The sequence below is a fragment of the Amycolatopsis anabasis genome (assembly GCF_009765355.1).
GTDB lineage: Bacteria > Actinomycetota > Actinomycetes > Mycobacteriales > Pseudonocardiaceae > Amycolatopsis > Amycolatopsis anabasis.
Genome location: NZ_VTHK01000024.1, coordinates 51,786 through 71,038, shown reverse-complemented (window position 1 = coordinate 71,038; position 19,253 = coordinate 51,786). Strand labels below are relative to the sequence as shown.

General features: G+C 71.1%; 20 protein-coding genes. 9 read left to right on the top strand and 11 right to left on the bottom strand.

Features of this window, described 5'->3' with window-relative positions; genetic code table 11:
• Positions 1–118 precede the first annotated feature (118 nt).
• The 4 genes from FXO23_RS28405 (at position 119) to FXO23_RS28390 (ending at position 3,766) form a co-directional block, all read left to right on the top strand.
• Complete coding sequence (locus FXO23_RS28405) at positions 119–1,225, top strand: DegT/DnrJ/EryC1/StrS family aminotransferase (RefSeq protein WP_158888527.1); 1,107 nt, start codon at positions 119–121, stop codon at positions 1,223–1,225.
• Complete coding sequence (locus FXO23_RS28400) at positions 1,222–2,178, top strand: Gfo/Idh/MocA family protein (RefSeq protein WP_158888526.1); 957 nt, start codon at positions 1,222–1,224, stop codon at positions 2,176–2,178. Before FXO23_RS28405 ends, FXO23_RS28400 begins: the two co-directional genes overlap by 4 nt.
• Before the next feature lie 224 nt (positions 2,179–2,402).
• Positions 2,403–3,374 (top strand): helix-turn-helix domain-containing protein, encoded by a 972-nt coding sequence (locus FXO23_RS28395; protein ID WP_158888525.1) that lies wholly within the window; start codon positions 2,403–2,405, stop codon positions 3,372–3,374.
• Positions 3,371–3,766 carry a GNAT family N-acetyltransferase gene (locus FXO23_RS28390; protein WP_158888524.1) on the top strand — a complete coding sequence of 132 codons (396 nt, stop codon included), beginning with the start codon at positions 3,371–3,373 and terminating at the stop codon, positions 3,764–3,766. Before FXO23_RS28395 ends, FXO23_RS28390 begins: the two co-directional genes overlap by 4 nt.
• A gap of 15 nt (positions 3,767–3,781) precedes the next feature.
• On the opposite strand, the gene FXO23_RS28385 is transcribed toward FXO23_RS28390, so the two are convergent.
• From FXO23_RS28385 to FXO23_RS28360, 6 genes are all read right to left on the bottom strand, one after another.
• Positions 3,782–4,288 (bottom strand): COG4315 family predicted lipoprotein, encoded by a 507-nt coding sequence (locus tag FXO23_RS28385; RefSeq protein ID WP_158888523.1) that lies wholly within the window; start codon positions 4,286–4,288, stop codon positions 3,782–3,784.
• 141 nt (positions 4,289–4,429) lie between these two features.
• Positions 4,430–5,008, bottom strand: a complete 579-nt coding sequence (locus FXO23_RS28380) for a Uma2 family endonuclease (RefSeq protein ID WP_158888522.1) — start codon at positions 5,006–5,008, stop codon at positions 4,430–4,432.
• 367 nt (positions 5,009–5,375) lie between these two features.
• Positions 5,376–6,020: an acyltransferase gene (locus tag FXO23_RS28375; protein WP_158888592.1), complete on the bottom strand. Its 645-nt coding sequence runs from the start codon at positions 6,018–6,020 to the stop codon at positions 5,376–5,378.
• Between the two features lie 2 nt (positions 6,021–6,022).
• Entirely contained in the window at positions 6,023–7,207 is a 1,185-nt protein-coding gene (locus FXO23_RS28370) for a glycosyltransferase family 4 protein (RefSeq protein ID WP_158888521.1), read from the bottom strand.
• A 35-nt stretch (positions 7,208–7,242) separates the two neighbouring features.
• Positions 7,243–8,172, bottom strand: a complete 930-nt coding sequence (locus FXO23_RS28365; RefSeq protein ID WP_158888520.1) for an NAD-dependent epimerase/dehydratase family protein — start codon at positions 8,170–8,172, stop codon at positions 7,243–7,245.
• A 54-nt stretch (positions 8,173–8,226) separates the two neighbouring features.
• On the bottom strand, positions 8,227–9,366 hold the full coding sequence (locus tag FXO23_RS28360; protein WP_158888519.1) for a DegT/DnrJ/EryC1/StrS family aminotransferase: 1,140 nt from the start codon (positions 9,364–9,366) through the stop codon (positions 8,227–8,229).
• A 130-nt stretch (positions 9,367–9,496) separates the two neighbouring features.
• Here FXO23_RS28360 and FXO23_RS28355 point away from each other — a divergent pair, with 130 nt between their 5' ends.
• From FXO23_RS28355 to FXO23_RS28345, 3 genes are read left to right on the top strand one after another with little or no spacing between them, the layout of a single operon-like run.
• Positions 9,497–12,583: an AfsR/SARP family transcriptional regulator gene (locus FXO23_RS28355; RefSeq protein WP_158888518.1), complete on the top strand. Its 3,087-nt coding sequence runs from the start codon at positions 9,497–9,499 to the stop codon at positions 12,581–12,583.
• Between the two features lie 30 nt (positions 12,584–12,613).
• On the top strand, positions 12,614–13,768 hold the full coding sequence (locus FXO23_RS28350) for a C45 family peptidase (RefSeq protein WP_158888517.1): 1,155 nt from the start codon (positions 12,614–12,616) through the stop codon (positions 13,766–13,768).
• On the top strand, positions 13,765–15,321 hold the full coding sequence (locus FXO23_RS28345; protein WP_343034521.1) for an MFS transporter: 1,557 nt from the start codon (positions 13,765–13,767) through the stop codon (positions 15,319–15,321). The genes FXO23_RS28350 and FXO23_RS28345 overlap by 4 nt, the downstream gene beginning before the upstream one ends.
• Here the strand turns inward: FXO23_RS28345 and FXO23_RS28340 are convergent.
• Together FXO23_RS28340 and FXO23_RS28335 are read right to left on the bottom strand one after the other, a co-directional pair.
• Positions 15,272–15,769, bottom strand: coding sequence for a nuclear transport factor 2 family protein (locus tag FXO23_RS28340; RefSeq protein ID WP_158888516.1), 498 nt, complete (start codon positions 15,767–15,769; stop codon positions 15,272–15,274). The two genes, FXO23_RS28345 and FXO23_RS28340, sit on opposite strands and share 50 nt — an antisense overlap.
• Positions 15,766–16,365, bottom strand: a complete 600-nt coding sequence (locus tag FXO23_RS28335) for a TetR/AcrR family transcriptional regulator (RefSeq protein ID WP_246257954.1) — start codon at positions 16,363–16,365, stop codon at positions 15,766–15,768. Before FXO23_RS28335 ends, FXO23_RS28340 begins: the two co-directional genes overlap by 4 nt.
• A gap of 224 nt (positions 16,366–16,589) precedes the next feature.
• On the opposite strand from FXO23_RS28335, the gene FXO23_RS28330 reads away from it, so the two are divergent.
• Positions 16,590–17,996 (top strand): DEAD/DEAH box helicase, encoded by a 1,407-nt coding sequence (locus FXO23_RS28330; RefSeq protein WP_158888514.1) that lies wholly within the window; start codon positions 16,590–16,592, stop codon positions 17,994–17,996.
• 5 nt (positions 17,997–18,001) lie between these two features.
• On the opposite strand, the gene FXO23_RS28325 is transcribed toward FXO23_RS28330, so the two are convergent.
• Genes FXO23_RS28325 through FXO23_RS28320 form a run of 3 tightly spaced genes read right to left on the bottom strand, consistent with a single transcriptional unit; the run spans position 18,002 to position 18,653 of the window.
• On the bottom strand, positions 18,002–18,280 hold the full coding sequence (locus FXO23_RS28325) for a helix-turn-helix domain-containing protein (protein ID WP_158888513.1): 279 nt from the start codon (positions 18,278–18,280) through the stop codon (positions 18,002–18,004).
• A 47-nt stretch (positions 18,281–18,327) separates the two neighbouring features.
• The gene (locus FXO23_RS52315) at positions 18,328–18,456 is read right to left on the bottom strand and encodes a hypothetical protein (RefSeq protein ID WP_281356615.1); all 129 of its coding nucleotides are present in this window, start codon (positions 18,454–18,456) and stop codon (positions 18,328–18,330) included.
• Complete coding sequence (locus tag FXO23_RS28320; protein WP_158888512.1) at positions 18,453–18,653, bottom strand: hypothetical protein; 201 nt, start codon at positions 18,651–18,653, stop codon at positions 18,453–18,455. Before FXO23_RS28320 ends, FXO23_RS52315 begins: the two co-directional genes overlap by 4 nt.
• Before the next feature lie 132 nt (positions 18,654–18,785).
• On the opposite strand from FXO23_RS28320, the gene FXO23_RS28315 reads away from it, so the two are divergent.
• A complete protein-coding gene (locus tag FXO23_RS28315) occupies positions 18,786–19,247 on the top strand; it encodes a YpsA SLOG family protein (protein WP_218952178.1) in 462 nt (153 codons plus the stop codon).
• Positions 19,248–19,253 lie beyond the last annotated feature (6 nt).

The window sequence follows — 19,253 nt, the reverse complement described above, 5'->3', positions numbered from 1 at the left end:
GGGTGGGCGCGTACGCCCGGTAACGTGTGGCCCGCGTTTGGCTCGGGCCGGCCGTACGAACCGGGAGCCCACTGTACCGGACGCACCCATAACGTCCGCCAACAGCGAGAGACTGCCGATGATCCCCATTACCGTGGTCGATGTCCGCGACGCGGAAGACCTTGTGCTCGAGGTGCTGCGATCCGGCGCCATCGCGCAGGGCAAGATGGTCAAGCGCTTCGAAGACGCGTTCGCCGCGATCTCCGGCACCAAGCACGCGGTGGCGGTGAACAACGGCACGACCGCGCTGGTCGCCTCGCTGCAGGTGCTCGACCTGAAGCCGGGCGACGAGGTGGTCACCTCGCCGTTCACCTTCGTCGCGACCCTGAACGCGATCCTCGAGGCGGGCGCGACCGTGCGTTTCGCCGACATTTCGCGGGACGACTTCGCGATCGACCCGGACCGGGTGGCGGCCGCGGTCACCGATCGCACCAAGGTCCTGATGCCGGTGCACCTGTACGGGCAGACCGCGGACATGGGCAAGCTCGCGCCGCTGGCCGCCGAGCACGGCCTGCACGTCGTCGAGGACGCCGCGCAGGCGGTCGGCGCCTCCTTCGAGGGCCGCCGCGCCGGGTCCTACGGGCTGGGCTGCTTCTCGCTGTACGCCACCAAGAACATCACCACCGCCGAGGGCGGCGTGATCACATGCGATGACGACACCCTCGCCGACCGGCTGCGCGTGCTGCGCAACCAGGGCATGCGCGCCCGCTACCAGTACGAGATGGCCGGGCACAACTACCGGATGACCGATCTGCACGCGGCGGTCGGCGTCCCGCAGCTGGAGAAGATCGACTCGCTCACCGCGGCCCGCCAGCGCAACGCGAAGCGCCTTTCCGAGGGGCTCGCCGGGACGCCCGGGCTGGAGCTCCCGGCCGTGCAGCCGGGCCGCGAGCACGTGTGGCACCAGTACACCGTCCTGGTCGGCCCGCACGCGATGCTCTCGCGCGACGAACTCGCCGCCGCGCTGACCGAAAAGGGCATCGGGAACGGCATCTACTACCCGAAGATCGTCTTCGACTACGAGTGCTACCGCGGCCACCCGCTGATCCCCGGCGCCTCGGTCGAGGACTTCCCGGTGGCCGCTTCCGTTGCCGCACAAGCACTTTCGCTCCCCGTTCACCCCGCGCTCACGGACGAGCAAGTCGACACCGTGATCGCCACCGTGAGAGAGGTTCTCGGCGCGTGACGCACCGCATCGCCCTCGTCGGCACCGGCACGATGGGCTCGTTGCACGCCCGCGTGCTCTCCCAGAACGACCGGGTCACCCTGGCCCGCGTCGTCGATCCGCGGGAGGAGGCCGGTCGCGCGGTCGCCGACCGGTTCGGTTCGCAGTGGTCCCCGGAACTCGGCTCACTGTCCGATGTGGACGCCGTGGTGGTGGCCGCGGCGACCGAGGTGCACCACGAGATCGCGCTGGAGATCCTGCGCCAGGGCAAGCCGTTGCTGGTGGAGAAGCCGGTTTCGAACAGCCTGCCCGCGTCGGAGGAGATCGTCGGGCTCGCCGCGGAGAAGGACGTCCCGCTGATGTGCGGGCTGCTCGAGCGGTACAACCCGGCGGTGATGACCGCGCTGCAACTGGTCAACGAACCGGTGCACCTGATGGCCCGGCGGCACGGCCCGTACGCGCCGCGGATCAAGACCGGGGTGTCCTGGGACCTGCTGGTGCACGACGTGGACATCGCGATCCAGTTCTTCGGCGGCGCCACCCCGTCGCGGGTGACCTCGGGGGCCGGGTACTTCCACCCGTCCTCGGTCACCGGCGCGGAGGACACCATCGAAACCGTCCTGACGTTCCCGTTCGGACTGGCCACGGTGTCGGCGTCGCGGCTCGGGCAGCGCAAGGTGCGTTCGCTCGTGGTGTCCGAACTGGACCGGCTGATCGAGATCGACCTGCTGCGCCGGGACGTGACCATCTACCGGCACGTCTCGCACGACGCGGCGACCCCGGACGGGCTCGGCTACCGGCAGCAGACCGTGATCGAGATCCCGGAACTGGTCACCGCCCGCGAACCGCTGGCCACCCAGCTCGACCGGTTCGTGGACCTGCTGGAGGACAAGGTCGACGCCAAGGCCGAACGCGACTCGATCCTGCCCTCGCACCGGGTCGTCGCGAGCGTCCTGGCCCAGGCCGGCACCTGACCGATCGGCGAGGCGGGCTCAGCACCCCGCCCGCCGTCGCGGCACCGGCAGCCCGTGCCGGATCGCGTGGCCCGCGTGCACCCCGTAGACGAGGTCCGCGGCCAGGTTTCGCAATGCCCGCAACAGTTTTGCCATGATTTCCTCCTTCTGCTCGCCCACCAGGCTGCCCGCACGGAGGCCGCAAAAACAGTGGCGCTGACGACGGCGTGCGCTAAGATCCCGCCATGGGTTCCACCGCGTCGCATCAGGTGGCCGTACTCGCCTACGAGGGCATGACGTCGTTCGAAAGCGGGATCGTCACCGAGGTCTTCGCCCTGCGCTGGCCGGATCTGCCGCTGCCGGACGACTGGTACGAGGTGCGGCTCTGCGCGGAGCGGCCGGGCCCGATCCCGGTGCTCGGCGGGGCCGAACTGCACGTCCGGCACGGCCTGGACACCCTCGCCGCCGCGCGCACGATCGTCGTGCCCAGCGTGCGTGACGTGCACGCCGAGGCCTCCCCCGAGGTGATCGCCGCGCTCCGGCTGGCGCACCGCCGCGGGACGCGCGTGGTGTCGATCTGCTCCGGCGTGTTCGCGCTCGCGGCGGCCGGTCTCCTCGACGGCCTGCGCGCCACCACCCACTGGCGCTACGCGGATCTGCTGCGGACGCGGTACCCGCGGGTCTCGGTGGACCCGCACCCGCTGTACGTCGACAACGAGTCGGTGCTGACCAGCGCGGGCTGCGCGTCCGGGATCGACCTGTGCCTGCACCTGGTGCGCAAGGACTTCGGCGCGGATCTGGCCAACGCGATCGCGCGCCGGCTGGTCATCCCGCCGCATCGCGACGGCGGGCAGGCGCAGTACATCGAGAGCCCGGTCGCCGCCGATCCCGAGGACGACCGGATCGCCCGCAGCATCTCCTGGGCGCTGGAACACCTGACCGAACCGATCTCGGTGGACACCCTGGCCGCGCGGGCGAACATGTCCGCGCGCACCTACCTGCGGCACTTCGCGCGGTGCGTGGGCACCAGCCCGATCAAATGGCTGATCGCCCGCCGGATCCAGGCCAGCCTGCCGCTGCTGGAGACCACCGAGACCCCGATCGAGCGGGTCGCCACCTCGGTGGGTTTCGACACCGCGGTCACCTTCCGCCAACACTTCGGCGAAGCCATGCACACGTCCCCGTCCGCCTACCGGCGCGCTTTCCGGGCAGCATGAACGTCGACTACCGGTGGCGAGCCGAAGTGGGCGATGACGAACTGGTCGCGTTGACCCGCTCGCACGGCGGCACCCCGGAACCGGGCTGGTGGGACCGGATCCGGCCGCACAGCCTGGGCTGGATGACCGCCCGCGAGCCGGACGGCGGCTTGATCGGCTTCGCGAACGTGGCGTGGGACGGGGCCGATCACGCCTTCCTGCTCGACCCGAAGGTCCGGCCGGACCAGCAGCGCCGGGGCATCGGGACCGAACTCGTGCGGCACGCGGCGGCGGAGGCCCGGCGGGCCGGATGCGCGTGGCTGCACGTGGATTTCGAGGATCACCTGCGCGGGTTCTACTTCGACTCGTGCGGCTTCCGGCCGACGCACGCGGGCCTGATCTCCTTGGCCTGACCGGGAATCGCGGGGTCAGTAGCCGTAGCCGCCGTCGGCGGTGGGTTTCGCGGGCGCGCCGCCCGGCTGGCCCTGGGCGGTCACGGCGTGCCAGGTGAAGAACCCCTCGGCGAACTCGTCGGCCAGGTTGTCGCCCTTCGCTTCTCCGGGCGCCTCGTCGAACTTGAAGGTGTACAGCGGCATTTCGTCGTAGGTCACCTGGCTGCCGCCGCCGTCCGGGCGGGTGAGCACGCCCAGCTTCCCGGGCAGGCCCGCGGGGGCGGCGGGTGGCGTCTCCGCGATGACCGGGCGCCAGATGTCCAGGCACGAGTTCGTGCAGGCGACCTTCCCGCCGCTCTCCTGCTCGGAGGTGTAGACCGTTCTGCCGTCGACGCCGGCCAGCACGCTCCCGGCCCCGGGCACGTCCCGGATCGCCCACCCGCCGGGGGCCGCGTCCGGCGAGGCGGGGTCGCCGCCCGAACCGCAGGCGGCGAGGAAAAGGGAACCGAAAATCACCGTGGATACCACGGTCCGATGTGCCATGGCGGACTCCTCACGCGTACCCGACCGTCACGGGCACGCAACCGAAGACACGAAGTCCACCGCCCCGGGGTTCACCGGTACGCGCCGGAAAGCCTGCCGTAGGCGACGATGTTGTCGACGTATCGCAACGGTTTCCGCAGCTCAGGCCTCCGCCGCCCGCTTAGCGGCAAGGGCGCCGAGGTCGATCGTGATCGGGACTCCGAAGAGATCCAAAACCGTCTTTCCGGTGTGCTCGCCGAAGTCCTCGTAGTCCTCGCCGACGAGGCGGAAAGTAGTGAGACTGATCGGTTCATTGAGGTCGACAATCCAGTAGTGCTCGATTCCAACCTCGGCGTATTCAGAGAATTTGGTTACCCGGTCGGTCCGCACCGTACCCGGCGAGATGATCTCCACGACGAGACCCACCTCATCAGGGTTCCAACGAGGTCGATTCCGATCGATGGCATCAGATGAAACCACCAACAAATCAGGAACTCGTACCGTCGCGGTGGGACCGCGCTCAATCACTACCTCGGCCTCGGTCAGCACGCCCCATTCGGGTGGCAGAGATGGCTCAAGAAGCGCCGCGAGCCGCCATATTGCGCGCTGATGCCGTGAAGCCGGCCTCGGCGCCCCCTGGAGTACCCCTTCCGCCAGCTCAAAACGCCGATCGGTGTCCTCGGGAAGGGCGATCCAGTCGTCGAGGCTCAGCAGGTGCCCGGGCCAGGGGGATATGCTCACCTGGGGCTCCTTCCTGCTGCGACAGCGCCGTGAACAGTGTCCCACAAGTCTGCCGTCCGGGGCGGGGGTGCGGAATGCCCTCGATGGGGTGTCCGGCCGGGGAGCCACGCCGGCCCGGCTGCCTGCGATACCAGGCCGACGTGGTCTTACCCGGATGAGATCAGCAGGGGTCAGCTGATCACATCGTTGGCCTGCGCGTAAGAATTATCGCGGAAAGAATTCCCGGTGGAACAATCGCTTGCGGTGGATCCCACTCCGTTTCCTGCTGGTTCGCGGCATGCGAATACCCCTTGCGGATGCGGATTTCGCCCCCGTTGGCGACGTTTATCTCAATGCTACTGAACCGCGACCGGAAAACGCCCGGACATCACTCGGACGGCGGCGCTTCCGGCCGGAAATCACCCGAAGGAGCGCCCCATCCGGACGAATCTTGTCCGCGTTCGGCGGAAAGCTCGCGGCGGCGCTCGTTCTCCGCGCGCACCCGCTCCACCTCGCCGGCGATGTACTCCTCGTCGTAGCGCTGGAACACCCGCGCCGGGTTACCCGCGACCAGCGAGCGCGGCGGCACGTCCTTGGCCACGACCGAGTTCGGCTGCACGGTGGCGAAGTCCCCGATCGTCACCCCGGCCATGATCACCACGAGCCCGCCGATGAAGCAGCCCTTGCCGATCTTCACCGGCTTCCGCTCGATCAGGTCGCTGCCGGAGTGGTTCTGCAGCGTCATGTTCGCCAGCCAGCTGGAATGCGTGAAGACCAGCGTGTTCAGCCCGATGCTGGTGTGCTCGCCGATCTCCAGGCCGCCGCTGGCGTCCAGCACCGCGCCCTCGCCGATCCAGCAGTGCTCGCCGATCTTGAGGTTCTCCGGGCTGACGATCTTCGCGCGCTGCCGGATCCGGGTGGTCTCCGGCAGCCCGTACAGCTTCGCCCGCTCGACGTCGTTCATGTACTCGCCGACGAGCTCGGTCAGGATCTGCGGGCGCAGCCGGTTGCTGCGCTCGTCGTCAAAGAACAGGCTCAACGATCGGCCACCATCTTCTCGAAGGTGCGCAGGTGCTCCCCGGCCACCACGTCGAGCGCGAAGTTGTCGCGCACCATGGCGCTCTGCCGCTTCGCGATCTCCGCGCGCTTCACCGGATCGTCGAGCAGCTCCAGCACGGTCCTCTCCACCGCCGCCGGATCGTCCGGCGGGACCAGCAGGATGTTCTCGCCGTTGTGCAGCTCGATGCCGGGGTAGTTGTCCTCGGTCACCGACGCGATGGTCGCGGTGCCGGACAGCATGGCCTCCAGCGACGCGGTGCCGCAGCCGCCGTTGAGGTCGTGCGTGACGATGTCCGCCGCGGCGAAGTACGCGGGCACGTCGTCCTTGGGCACCGCGCCCTTGACCAGGAACGCGTCCCGCACGCCGAGTTCCTCGGCGCGCTTGAGGAACGCGTCGTGGTACACCCGGCCGACCACGATCACCTTGGTGTCCGGGTGCTTCGCCAGGATGGCCGGCATCGCCTCGACCAGCGGGAGCCGGTTGCGCAGCGGGATCACGTGCCCGAGCGAAACGATCAGCGGCGCTTCGCCGATCTCGTTCTCCGCCCGGACGTCCTTGGTCAGCGGCTTCTCGAAGTGCTCGGTGTCGACCGCGATCGGGAAGTACTCCGAGTTCTCGTCGCTGGTCTTGTACCGGTCGACGCAGTAGTCGACGCCGAGCTTGTCCAGGATGACGTACCGCGGTTTGAGCAGCCCGAGGATCGGGCGCACGAGCAGCGCGTCGAGCATCCGGAACACCGCGCCGTACAGCTTCTTCTCGCTGATCAGCAGGGTGTGGATGGTGAGCAGCAGCGGAACGCCCCGCCGCCGCCCGTACAGCCCGGCCATCCAGGACAGGTCGAAGAACTGGCCGTGCAGGTGGATCGCGTCCGGTTTGAACTCGTCCAGCAGCCTGAACAGCTTCCGCCAGTTCCCCGGCCGCACCGCGGCGAAGGTCATGTCGAAGTCGATCGACAACCCCAGCTGCGGCATCTTCATCGCCGGGAACCGGACGACGCGGTAGCCGTCCTTCTCCTCCTCCGCGGGCGCGTCCCCGTACGCGGCGGTGATCGCGAGCACCTCGTGCCCGCTCGCCGCGTACTGTTCGGCGAGCGAGGCCGACATGTGCGCACTTCCCCCCACCCGGGGCGGGAAGAAGTTGTTCACCACCACTATTCGCATTGCCCGCCCTTTCGCAGGACCCGCCGCGGGATTCATCAGGCGGAAGCCTTGACCAGCTCGGTCATCCCCTGCTGGACCGAGATCTCCGGTTCCCAGCCGAGCACCTCGCGGGCCCGGGTGATGTCCGCCGCCCGGCGCGAGACCAGCACGTCACGCGGGTTGAACTGCGGCTCGACGTCGACGCCCACCGCGTCGATCAGGATCTTGGCCAGGGTGGCGATCGAGGTGTCGATGCCGGTGCCGATGTTGATCGGCAGGTTCGCCTGCTCGGACTCCAGCGCGGCGACGACGGCCTTGGCCAGGTCGGTGACGTGCACGAAGTCCATCGACTGCTCGCCCTTGCCGTCGATGATCGGCGGCTGGCCGGCGCGCAGGCGCTGGATGAAGTGGTTGATCACCGAGGTGTAGTAGGCCTCGATCTTCTGGCCGGGGCCGTACACGTTGAAGAAGCGCAGCGCGTTCCAGGACAGGCCCTTCTGGCGCTGGTAGAAGCCCAGCAGGTCCTCGCCCGCGCGCTTGGAGATGCAGTACGGGGTCAGCGGGTTGAGCTGGTCGTCCTCGTGCATCGGCAGCTTCTGCGGGTCGCCGTACACCGACGCCGAGGAGGCGAACACCAGGCGTTCCACGCCCTCGTCCGCGGCGGCCGCGAACACGTTGTGGTTGCCGGTCATGTTGATGTCGATGGACTCGTGCGGGTCCGCGATCGACTTGTTGATCGACACCGTGGCGAAGTGGATCGCGTGCGTGCAGCCGCGGATGGCCTCGCGGACGCCGCCGCCGTAGCGGACGTCCTTCTCCACCAGTTCGACCTTGCCGGTCTGCACGAACTCGTTGACGCGGTCGCGGTCACCGCGGGTCATGTTGTCGAAGATGCGCACCGAGTACCCGCGCTCCAGCAGGATCGGGATGGTGTGCGCCGCGATGAAACCGGCTCCCCCGGTGAAGAAGACCTTCTTGTCGGACATGTTAACTGCTCTCCTCGTCGGCGTTCGTGGCGCTGATCAGGCGAAAGGGTCTGGTTAGGACAGTTCGGTGACGACTTCGCGCACGGTGTCGGCAACCCGCTCGACCTGGGCGTCGGTGAGGTTGGAGTGCATCGGGATGGCCAGGTGCCGGGCGAAGATGTCCGCGGACACCGGCAGCGGCGCCTGCTTCCCGTAGACCGGCTGGACGTGCGAGGCGTAGGTGCCGAAGTTGCACTGCACGCCGCGTTCCCGCAGTTTCAGCGCGACCTTGCCGCGGCTGATCTCCGGCGCGATGGTCAGGATGTACGCCTGCCAGGGGTGCTCGCGGTCGGGCAGGGCGACCGGCACCTCGACGCCGTCCAGGCCGTCGAACGCGTCGTGGTAGCGCTTGGCCACCGAGCGGCGCGCGGCCAGCAGGTCGGGCAGCCGGTCCAGCTGCACGTTCATGATCGCGGCCTGCACGTCCGAGAGCCGGAAGTTGAACCCGGCCTCGTGGAACGTGGGAATCGGCAGTTCATCGGAGCCTTCGCGGGCGATCGCGGGCTCGATGCCGTAGGTGTGCAGTTTGCGCGCGTGCGCGATCAGGTCCTCGCGGTCGGAGACCAGCGCGCCACCTTCGCCCGCGGTGATGCCCTTGCGGCCGTGGAAGGAGAACGCGGCGAGATCGGCGAGGCTGCCCGCGGGCCTGGTCTTGTAGGTCGCGCCCGCGGAGCAGGCGGCGTCCTCGAACAGCCACAGCCCGCGGGAGTCGGCGATGGCCCGGTACTCGTCGAAGTCGCCGGGCTGCCCGGCCACGTCGACGGCCAGGATGCCGACGGTCTTCTCGGTGATCAGCGACTCGACGTGAGCCGGGTCGGCGCTCCAGATGTCCGGGCGCACGTCCGCGAAGACCGGGGTCGCGCCGGCCTGCAGCACGGCGTGCCCGGTGGCCGGGAAGGTGTAGTCGCCGACGATCACCTCGTCGCCGGGTTCGACGCCGAGCACGCGGAGCCCGAGGTACAGGGCGGAACCGCAGTTGCTGGTGGTCAAGGCGTGCTTGGTGCCGACGACCGAGGCGAACCGCTCCTCGAACTTGCGGCAGGTGGGGCCTGCCCCGGCGAGCCAGCCGGATTTGAAGACCTCGGCCACCGCGGCGAGCTCTTCCTCTCCGACGGTGGGCTGGCCCAGGGCAATCACGTCCTGGCTCTCAGACATACCTCTCCCGTTGCACTAGATCGTGTCGCAGTGTATTAGAGCTGCCGATCTCTCCCCGCAGCCCATACCCCGACGCACCAGCGCGCTCGAAGGTTGCCTGTCGGGCACTGTGACGCGGAAGGATGGCGGCATGCGTTTCGGCATCCTGGGCCCCGTGCTGGCCCTGCGCTCCGACGGGAGCCAGGCCGCGCTCGGCGGGCCGCGGGTGCGCGCGCTGGCCACCCTGCTGATCGCCGACGCGGGGCGGATGGTCTCCGCCGAACGCCTGCTCGAGGGCGTCTACGGCGGTGATCCGCCGGACCGGGCCGCGAACGCGCTGCAGTCCCAGGTCTCCCGGCTGCGCCAGCAGCTCGGCGACGGTGAGCTGGTCGAATTCGGCGCCGCGGGCTACCGGCTGGCGGTCGATCCGGGCGAGGTCGACGCGTTCCGGTTCGAGCGGCTGGCCGCCGAGGGGCGCAAGGCGCTGGGCGCGGGCGAGTTCGGCGCGGCGGACCGGCTCCTCGGCGAGGCGCTGGCCCTGTGGCGCGGGAACGCGCTGGCCGACGCGCCGTACGCCCAGGCGCAGGCGACCCGGCTGGACGAGCTGCGGCTCGCGGCCACCGAGGACCACCTGGACGCGCTGCTCGGCCGGGGCGAAGCCCGCGACCTGGTGCCCCGGCTGCGGGAGCTGATCGCCGCGCATCCGCTGCGCGAACGCCTGCGCGGGCAGCTCATGCGGGCCCTGCACGGCAGCGGCCGGCAGGCCGAGGCGCTGGCCGTCTTCGAGGACGCGCGCCGGACGCTGGCCGAGGCGCTCGGCGCCGATCCGTCACCCGAGCTGGCGCGGACGCATCTCACCGTGCTGCGCGGGGAACGAGCGGCGGCCGCGAAGCCGCTGCCTGCCCAGCTCACCAGTTTCGTCGGCCGGGCGCCGGACCTGCGGCGGCTCGGGGAGCTGCTGGACCGGCACCGGCTGGTCACGCTCACCGGCCCGGGCGGCGCCGGGAAAACGCGCCTGGCGGTGGAGGCGGCGGGCCGGGCGGGTGGCCCGGTCGCGTTCACCGAACTCGCGCCGCTGGCCGCGGGCGCCGACGTCCCGCAGGCGGTGCTCGCCGCGCTCGGCCTGCGCGAGACCGCCCTCGGCCGGGCCTCGACGCCCCCGGCGGACCGGCTGGTCGCCGCGCTCACCGAACGTCCGGCGCTGCTCGTGCTGGACAACTGCGAGCACCTGGTCGACGCGGTGGCCCGGCTGGCCGCGACGCTGCTCGCCGCGTGCCCCGGCCTGCGCGTGCTGGCCACCAGCCGGGAGCCGCTCGGGATCACCGGCGAGGCGCTGTACCCGGTGCCCCGGCTGGACCTGCCCCCGGCCGGGACGGGCCTGGCCGAGGCCGTGGCCGCCCCGGCGGTCCGGCTGTTCGCCGACCGGGCGGCCGCCGGGCGCGCCGATTTCCGCGTCGACGAGCACAACCTGGACGACGTGCGGCGGATCTGCGCGGCCCTGGACGGCCTGCCGCTCGCGATCGAACTGGCCGCCGCGCGGGTGCGCACGCTGCCGGTCGCCGAGATCGCCGCGCGCCTGCACGACCGGTTCGCGCTGCTGTCCCAGGGCAGCCGCACCGCGGCGGCGCGGCACCGGACGCTGCGCGCGGTCGTGGAGTGGAGCTGGGACCTGCTCTCCGGCGCGGAACGGGACCTGGCGGCGAAGCTGACCGTGTTCGCCGGGGGCGCCACCCTGGACGCGGCCGCCCGGGTGTGCGGGCTCGCCGACGCCGTCGGCCCGATGACCGGCCTCGCCGACAAATCCCTGGTCGAGGTGTCCGGGGACCGGTACCGGATGCTGGAGACGGTCCGCGCGTTCTGCGCCGAACGGCTCGACGATCCCGAGGCGACGCGGCGGGCCCACGCCGAGCACTTCCTCGCCCTGGCCGAAACCGCCGAACCATGGCTGCTGGCCGCCGACCAGCTCGAGTGGCTCGCGCGGCTGGACGCCGAACACGACAACCTGCACGCCGCGCTGCGCTGGGCCATCGGCGCGGACCCCCGGCTGGCGTTGCGGCTGCTCGGCGCGTTGTGCGCGTACTGGACCCTGCGCGGGCGGCAGTTCGAGGGCGCGGTGCTCGCGCGGGAGCTGGCCGACCGGCTCGGCCCCGAACCGCCGGAGGACCTGTCCGAGGAGTACCGGCTCTGCCTGCTCAGCGCGTTGTACGCGGCGGCCGACGACGAGGGGCTGCGGCGGCGGTTCCAGGCCGCGGATCCGGGCATAGTCCGGTGGTCGCCCGAGCCGCGGCATCCGATCCTCTACCTGCTCAGCGCCGGATTCACCGGCCCGCCGCCGATGGGCACCGAGGCACTGGCCGAGGAGTCGGCGCGGGTGATCGGATCCGACGGCTGGGCCCGGGGGCTCACCGCGGTCGGGGTCGGGATGACCGCGTTCATCCGGGGTGATCCGGGGGCGGCCGAAAAGCACCTGAGCGACGCGTTGCGGCGGTTCCGCGGCGAGGGCGAGCGGTTCGGCACCTCGATGGCGCTGGCCACGCTGGCCAAGCTCGCGAGCTGGCGCGGCGAGCACCGCCGGGCGCTCGCGCTCTTCGACGAGGCGATCGAACTGACCCGCGAACTCGGTTCGCCCGAGGAAATCGCGGACCTGCTGACCGAGCAGGCGGACTGCCTGGTGCTGATGGGCGATCCGGCCGCCGCGCGGGCCAACCAGGAGCGCGCCGCGGAGCTGGCGGGCCGGGTCGGGTCGCTGGTGAAGCTGGCGGCGGCCCACCTCGGACTGGCCGAACTCGCCCGCCTGGACGGCGATCACGAGCAGGCCCTGGCCTGGTGCGCCCGGGCGATCGAGGAGTGCCCGAAGACCGGGTTCGGGCCGTCCGAGGTGCAGGCGCAGGCCCAGGTCACGCTCGCCAGGATCCACCTCGGCCGGGGCGACCGCACCGAAGCGAAGGCGCTGCTGGACCGGGTGGCCGCAACCGCGCGGGTGCTCGGCAACGCGGTGCTGGCGGCGCAGGCCACCGAAGCGCTCGCCGAGGTCGCGCTGGGCGAGGGGGACGCCGAACGCGCCGCCCGGCTGCTCGGCGCGGGCGCCGCCGCCCGGGGCACGGCCATCGCGCACGATCCGGACGTCACCCGCACCGGCGCGGCCGCCCGGGAATCCCTGGGCGCCGAAGCGTTCGACGCGGCCTACCGCGCGGGCGCTGACGACCGGGCGGGAGCATGGTCAGCACTTCGTGCGTGACCGGTCAGCGCCCGCGGCGAACGTGGGGGCATGAACGAGAACTCAGTGGTGGCCGGTGGCCCCGACGACTTCCTGACCGTGCGGCACTTGATCCTGTCCGGGGCGTACTCCGCCATCGGGCACGCGCTGGCCGAAGAGGCGCGGACCCGGGCGAACTGGGCGCCGCGCCGGATCGATCCGGTGGTGAACCGGGCGCGCTGGACCTGGTTCGAGCGGAACTGGCCGCAGCAGCACGCCCGGATGTCCGGGGTCGCGGCCGCGTTCGACGTCGACCCGGAACGCGACGACCTGTGCCTGGACGGCCTGAGCGGGTTGCCGGTCGGCTCGGGGTGTTCGGCCGTCTACTGCCCGGCCGCGGGATCGGCCGACGGCCGGGGCCGGATGGGCCGCAACTACGACTTCTTCACGATGAGCGAGCGCCAGCTCGGGGCAGCGTTGGCGGGTGAGGAAATCACGCCGGGCGACGACCTCCCGATGGCGTCGCGGCCGTACGTGATCACGACCTACCCGGACGACGGCCTGGCTTCCACCATCCTGACCATGTCTACTTTGGACAGTGCGATGGAGGGGATCAACGAGGCCGGGCTGGCGGTCGCGCTGCTGATCGCCGACGTCCAGGCCGCCCAGCCGCCCGCCGAGACCGACGCGCCGCAGGTCGGGATCGACAGCGCCCAGCTGCCCCGGTTCGTGCTGGACACCTGCGAGAACGCCGAGCAGGCCAAGCAGGCGCTGCTCGGCGCGAAGCAGTACTACCACGGCGCGCAGCTGCACTACCTGATCGCGGACGCGGCGGGGAACGCGTTCGTCTGGGAACCCGGGGCGAACGGCACCGAGCACATCATCGAGGCGCCGCACGGGCCGCTGTGCGTGACCAACCACCCGCTGCACCGCTACCCGGACGTGGACGAGCTGCCCGCCGACACCGCCGAGTCGTTCGGCACCTACGAACGGGCCCGCACGCTCACCAAATCCGTGTCCGGCGCCCCGGCCTCCGGCGAATCGCTGCGCGAGTCGCTGGACGAGGTCGCGACGAAGATCCAGCCGGAGGAGCCGTGGCGCACCCTGTGGCGCAGCGTCTTCGACTTCGAGGCGCGGACCATGTCCACCCGGTTCTACCTGGGCGACAACGCCGACGGGACGGCCCGCCGCAGCGAGGAACTGGTGTTCGGGGCGAAGCGGCCGTGATCTCGCCGGGGGTCCGGAAATGGGGCACGCTGGCGGTGGCGTGCCTGGCGATGCTGCTGCTCGCGGTCGACCTGACCGTGCTGCACCTGGCGATGCCGAAACTCGTCGAGGACATCCGCCCGTCGACCGAGCAGTTCCTGTGGATCGCCGATGTCTACGGGTTCGCGCTGGCCGGATTCCTGGTCACCATGGGCGGCGTCGGCGACCGGATCGGCCGCCGGAAACTGCTGCTGATCGGTTCGGGCGTGTTCGGCGCCGCGTCCGTGCTCACCGCGTTCGCGCCGAACGCCGAAGCGCTGATCGGCGCCCGCGCGCTGCTCGGGATCGCGGGCGCGACCGTGATGCCGTCCACGCTTTCGTTGATCCGCAACGTGTTCACCGATCCGAAGGAGCGGACCGCGGCGATCGGCCTGTGGAGCGGGATCGGCATCGTGGGCTTCGGGGCGGGCCCGCTGGTCGGCGGCGCGCTGCTCACCCATTTCTGGTGGGGTTCGGTGTTCCTGCTCAACGTGCCGGTGGTCGTGGTGATCATCGCGCTCGGCTCGGCGCTGGTGCCCGAATCGCGCGATCCCGCGCCGGGACGGCTGGATCCGGCCAGCGTGCTGCTGTCGGTGGTCGGTGTCATCGCGATCGTCTACGCGGTCAAGGAAATCGCGCACCAGGGCTTCGGGCACGCGGACGTGCTGATCGCCGTGGTGCTGGGCATCGGCGGGCTGGCCGCGTTCACGAGCAGGCAGCTCCGGTTGCCCGAACCGCTCATCGACGTCCGGTTGTTCCGGCAGCGCGCGTTCGCCGCGACGGTCGGCTCCACGCTGATCGCCGTGTTCGCGATGCTCGCCATGTCCCTGGTGGTGGCCCAGTACCTGCAGCTCGTCGCGGGCTGGTCACCGTTGCGGGCGGGCCTGGCCGGGCTGCCCGGACCGGCGGCCGCGATCGCCGGGGCGCTGCTGACCGCGCCGCTCATCGCGCGGTTCGGCCGGGCCGGGACGATCGCCGCGGGGATGGGCCTGTCCGCACTCGGTTTCCTGCTGTACGCCCGGATCGGGACGGAGGTCGACTACCCGTTCCTGGTGGTGGCCATGGTGGTTTTCGGGGCCGGGCTGTCGATGACGTTGACGGTCTCCACCGACACCGTGCTCGCCACCGTGCCGAAGGAACGGGCCGGGGCGGCTTCGGCGATCTCCGAAACCGCGAACGAACTCGGTGGGGCGCTGGGCATCGCGGTGCTCGGCAGCGTGCTCGGGGCGGTGTACCGGGACAAGTTGGTGCTGCCGCCGGACTTGCCCGAGGCCGCCGCGGGGCCGATCCGCGAATCGCTCGGCACCGCGGTGGGCATGGCGGCCGAACTGCCGCCCGCGCTGGGGGTGCGGGTCGTGGACTCGGCGAGGGCGGCGTTCCTGGACGCCGCGCACCTGACCATGTACGGCAGCGCGGCCCTGCTCGCCGGGCTCGGGGTGAGCGTGCTGTTCACCCTGCGCGGGGTGCCGAAGGTGATCGACGAGGTCAGCGCCTCGGCCCCGCCAGCGGAACCCCGAACCGGTCCCCGCTCCTGACCAGGGACAGCAGCGGCCGGGTCGCCGCGGCCAGGAACCGGGCCGCGGCGGGCCGGCCGTTGGCGCGGGCGATGTCCGGGCCGAAGGCGGCCATCAGCCGGACGAGACCGGGCAACGGGCGGACGAACAGGGTGGCCTCGGCGATCTTGCCCCGGTCGTCCAGCCGGAGCACGGCGGTTTCCTCGAGTTCCTCGCCGCGGATCCGGGCCGTGTAGACCACGACCCGGGTCCGGTCGTCGCCGGTGTCGGTGTGGCAGCGGACGTCTTCGAGGTGGCGGTAGGCGACCTCGATCAGCGGGCGCAACTCGGCGTGCCCGGTGAAGCGGATCCGCCGCGTCAACGGCGAACGCACCACGGCGTCCTCGGCGAAGGTGCTCAGCGCCAGGTCCACGTCCCCGGTCTCGACAGCACGGCGGTACCGCTCGGTGGTCTCCTCGGCTGTGCTCATGACTCGTCCCCTTTCGTGAGTTCGCGCAGGCCCCGCCAGAGCAGGTCGGCGGTCAGCGCGACGACGTGGTCGGCGGGAATGTCCCGGTTGCCCCACCACCAGGTGGCGATGGCGTTGAGCGCGCTCTTCGCGGCTTCGGCGAGCACCTCGTCGGCCCGGCGCCGCTCGATTTCGACGGACAGGTCGAGCCGGGGCACCAGGGCGAACAGGCCCGCGAGCTGCGCGGTCGCCCGGGCCTGGCCCCGGTGGTGGGCGCGCGCGACGACCTCGTCCCCGGGCGGCTCGCCGAAGATCATCCGCCAGGCGAGCTCGTTGCGTTCGATCCACGCGTAGATCGCGCGGACCCGGCCGTGGAACAGCTCGTAGGTGCTGACCGGAGTCTCCGGCATCGACCAGTCGTCGATGAGCGCGTCGACCTGGCGCTCCAGCAGGGTGGCGTACAGGTCCGCTTTGGACGCGAAGTGGTCGTAGAGCACCGGGGTGCTGATCCCGGCGCGCGTGGCGACCTCGCGCATCCCGGCCCCGGCGTACCCGCTCGCGGCGAACACCTCCGCCGCCGCGGCCAGGATCCGCTCCCGCCGCTCCGCCCTGGTCAACCGCTTACCTGACATCGGTTAGGTACGGTACCAGACAAACCTGACGAGTGTCAGGTTCCTGTGCGCCCGCCCACCACCGCCGGACAGCGGTGATCGCTTCGCGTAGGGTTCGCGGTGCGGTCCGCTCAGTTCTGCCTCGGGCCGCGTTCCACGTCGACCACCACGCGCCGCGACCGACACGGGTCTGCGCCGGGCAGGACGACCCTTCTGCGTATGGAGATCCCATGGCGGCAAGCCGCCCCTTGACTTTCACCGAACTCGGCGTGCCCGAGTCCCTGACCACAGTGCTCGCCGCCCAAGGCGTCGTCGAGCCCTTCCCCATCCAGGCGGCGACCCTGCCGCATTCGCTCGCCGGGCGCGACGTGCTCGGGCGCGGGCGCACCGGCTCGGGCAAGACCTACGCGTTCGCGCTCCCGGTGCTCGCCCGGCTCGCCGCGTCGCGCGGCAAGCGCCGCCCCGGCCGCCCGCGCGCGCTGATCCTGGCGCCCACCCGGGAACTCGCGAACCAGATCGACGCGTCGATCGCGCCCCTGGCCGAGGTGCTCGGGCTGCGCACGCTGACCGTGTTCGGCGGCGTGAGCGCGAACCCGCAGATCGCCGGCCTGCGCGCGGGCGTCGACATCGTGGTCGCGTGCCCCGGGCGGCTCGCCGACCACCTCGGCTCCGGCCACGTCCACTTCGACGCCGTCGAGATCACCGTGCTCGACGAGGCCGACCACATGGCCGACCTCGGTTTCCTGCCGGTCGTCCGGCGGCTGCTCGACCACACCCCGCGCGACGCCCAGCGGCTGCTGTTCTCGGCGACCCTGGACGCCGGGGTCGACGTGCTGGTGAAGCGGTACCTGACGGATCCGGTCACGCACAGCGTCGACTCGGCGCGGTCCCCGGTGTCCGCGATGACCCACCACGTGCTGCACGTGCGCGCCGACCAGCGGATTTCGGTGCTCGTCGAACTCGCCGCGGCCCCCGGGCGCGCGGTGGTGTTCGCCCGCACCAAGCACCGGGCGAAGGCGCTGACCCGGCAACTCGTCGCCTCCGGCGTGCCCGCGGTCGAGTTGCACGGGAACCTCGGGCAGACCGCCCGCACCCGCAACCTCGGCGCGTTCAGCGACGGCACCGCGAACACCCTGGTGGCCACCGACATCGCCGCCCGCGGCATCCACGTCGACGACGTGGCACTGGTGATCCACGCCGATCCGCCCGTCGAGCACAAGGCCTACCTGCACCGCTCGGGCCGGACCGCCCGTGCGGGCGCGAGCGGCACCGTGGTGACCCTGATGACCGACGACCAGGTCGCCGACGTGCGGGACCTGACCCGCAAGGCCGGGATCAAGCCGACCACCACGAAACTCGGCCCCGGGCACTTCCTGCTGGCCAAACTCGCGCCGGGCGAACGCACCTTCACCCCGCCCGCGGAAAAGGCCCCCGCCCCGGCCCAGCCTCGCCGCGGCAACCGGGGATCCGGCAAGGGCCGAGCCACCCAGCAACGCGGCGCCACCCGCACCGAACCGAAGCAGGAGACCCGCTCGAACCGCGGCCGCCGGAACCCCACCGGCGGCTCCCCGCGGCGCTCGGGCGCGGCCGCCTTCTCCGCCGGAACCCGAGCCGGAACCCGCCGCCGCGGCCGGTGACCCGGTCACCACTCCCGCACGATCATCGGCTGGTGCGCCTCCGGCGCCAACCGCACGTAACCGTCGGGGATCCGATGCGTGTGGTGGTAGGCCCTGGTGCAGGCGTCGTGCAGCACCAGGGCGGGCGAAACGCGCAGCGCCACGCACAGGTGCACGAACCGCTCGAGGCTGATCGCCTGCTTGCCGTTCTCCCACCTGCTGAGCGTGGACACCGAAGTCCCGTCGCCGAGGCGAGCGCGAAGTTCCCTGAGCGAAAGCCCTCGCTCGGTCCGGGCGCGCGCCAATTCCGCTCCCACCGCATCGCCGAGATCCCGATCGAAGGGCGGGCAAGTCACCGCTTCCGCTCCCGCCGAGCGCGCCGCGAATCCAGCAGCGCCCACACCACACCCCAGACGACCGGCCCGAAGAACACCGCCAGCGCGTACCAGCCGATCCAGCCCAGCTCCGCCAGCTTGTTCACGACCCGACCACCCACCGGGTCGGCATGCGCTGATCGGCGTCCTCGTGCAGCAGCTCGCCCAGATCGACCAGCAAGGCCGCGAACTCACGTTCCTTGTCCGCGCTCAACCGATCGTCCAGCAACGCGCGAACCACCTCCGGCACCCGGCCGTTGACCGCCTCCAGCGCGTTGACCACCGCTCGCGTTTCCAGATTCACAATCGCCGCCAGACCGAACCCAGCACGATGACTCCCTCGAACCAATTCGCCGAACCGATGAATCCATGACACCGTGCCGGGGCTGGCCGGTGGAAGATGACAATCGGTGACATCCGGGAGGAGCCGTTGAGCGTGGTACAGGCTGTGACCATCACCGGGACCCGGTCAGTCGATTCCCGAACCGCCGCGGAGTTCGGCGGTCTGCTGGACACTTACCTGCGGCCGTTTCTCACACCGGAGACGCGCTGCTACGTCGGTGGGGCGATCGGAGTGGACACTCTGGCCCTGGAGTGGCTGGCTCAGCACACGTCAACGCGGATCAGTGTGGTCGTTCCCGGCACCGTGCCCGATCAACCAACCGCGGCAAGGGAAACGATCAACCGGTGGAACGATCGCGGCCGAATCGCCGAAGTGGTGGAGTTGGCGGCACCGCGCTTGGAATCATCCGCGTATCACTCGCGCAACCGATGGATGGTTGACCACAGTGAGTTCGTCATCGGATTCCCGCACGGCGACGACCCGGCCAGCGGCACCCGGTACACCCTCGGCTACGCGAACCAGCAGGGCAAACCGCATCTCGTCGTTCCTCTCTAGGGCACG

What these genes read in the sequence shown, in the direction of transcription:
- FXO23_RS28355 (WP_158888518.1), top strand. Translation starts at nt 9,497, where the DNA reads ATGCGTTTCGGCATCCTGGGCCCCGTGCTGGCCCTGCGCTCCGACGGG.
- FXO23_RS28395 (WP_158888525.1), top strand. Translation starts at nt 2,403, where the DNA reads ATGGGTTCCACCGCGTCGCATCAGGTGGCCGTACTCGCCTACGAGGGC.
- FXO23_RS28350 (WP_158888517.1), top strand. Translation starts at nt 12,614, where the DNA reads ATGAACGAGAACTCAGTGGTGGCCGGTGGCCCCGACGACTTCCTGACC.
- FXO23_RS28390 (WP_158888524.1), top strand. Translation starts at nt 3,371, where the DNA reads ATGAACGTCGACTACCGGTGGCGAGCCGAAGTGGGCGATGACGAACTG.
- FXO23_RS28365 (WP_158888520.1), bottom strand. Translation starts at nt 8,172, where the DNA reads ATGTCCGACAAGAAGGTCTTCTTCACCGGGGGAGCCGGTTTCATCGCG.
- FXO23_RS28405 (WP_158888527.1), top strand. Translation starts at nt 119, where the DNA reads ATGATCCCCATTACCGTGGTCGATGTCCGCGACGCGGAAGACCTTGTG.
- FXO23_RS28340 (WP_158888516.1), bottom strand. Translation starts at nt 15,769, where the DNA reads ATGAGCACAGCCGAGGAGACCACCGAGCGGTACCGCCGTGCTGTCGAG.
- FXO23_RS28360 (WP_158888519.1), bottom strand. Translation starts at nt 9,366, where the DNA reads ATGTCTGAGAGCCAGGACGTGATTGCCCTGGGCCAGCCCACCGTCGGA.
- FXO23_RS28330 (WP_158888514.1), top strand. Translation starts at nt 16,590, where the DNA reads ATGGCGGCAAGCCGCCCCTTGACTTTCACCGAACTCGGCGTGCCCGAG.
- FXO23_RS28385 (WP_158888523.1), bottom strand. Translation starts at nt 4,288, where the DNA reads ATGGCACATCGGACCGTGGTATCCACGGTGATTTTCGGTTCCCTTTTC.
- FXO23_RS28370 (WP_158888521.1), bottom strand. Translation starts at nt 7,207, where the DNA reads ATGCGAATAGTGGTGGTGAACAACTTCTTCCCGCCCCGGGTGGGGGGA.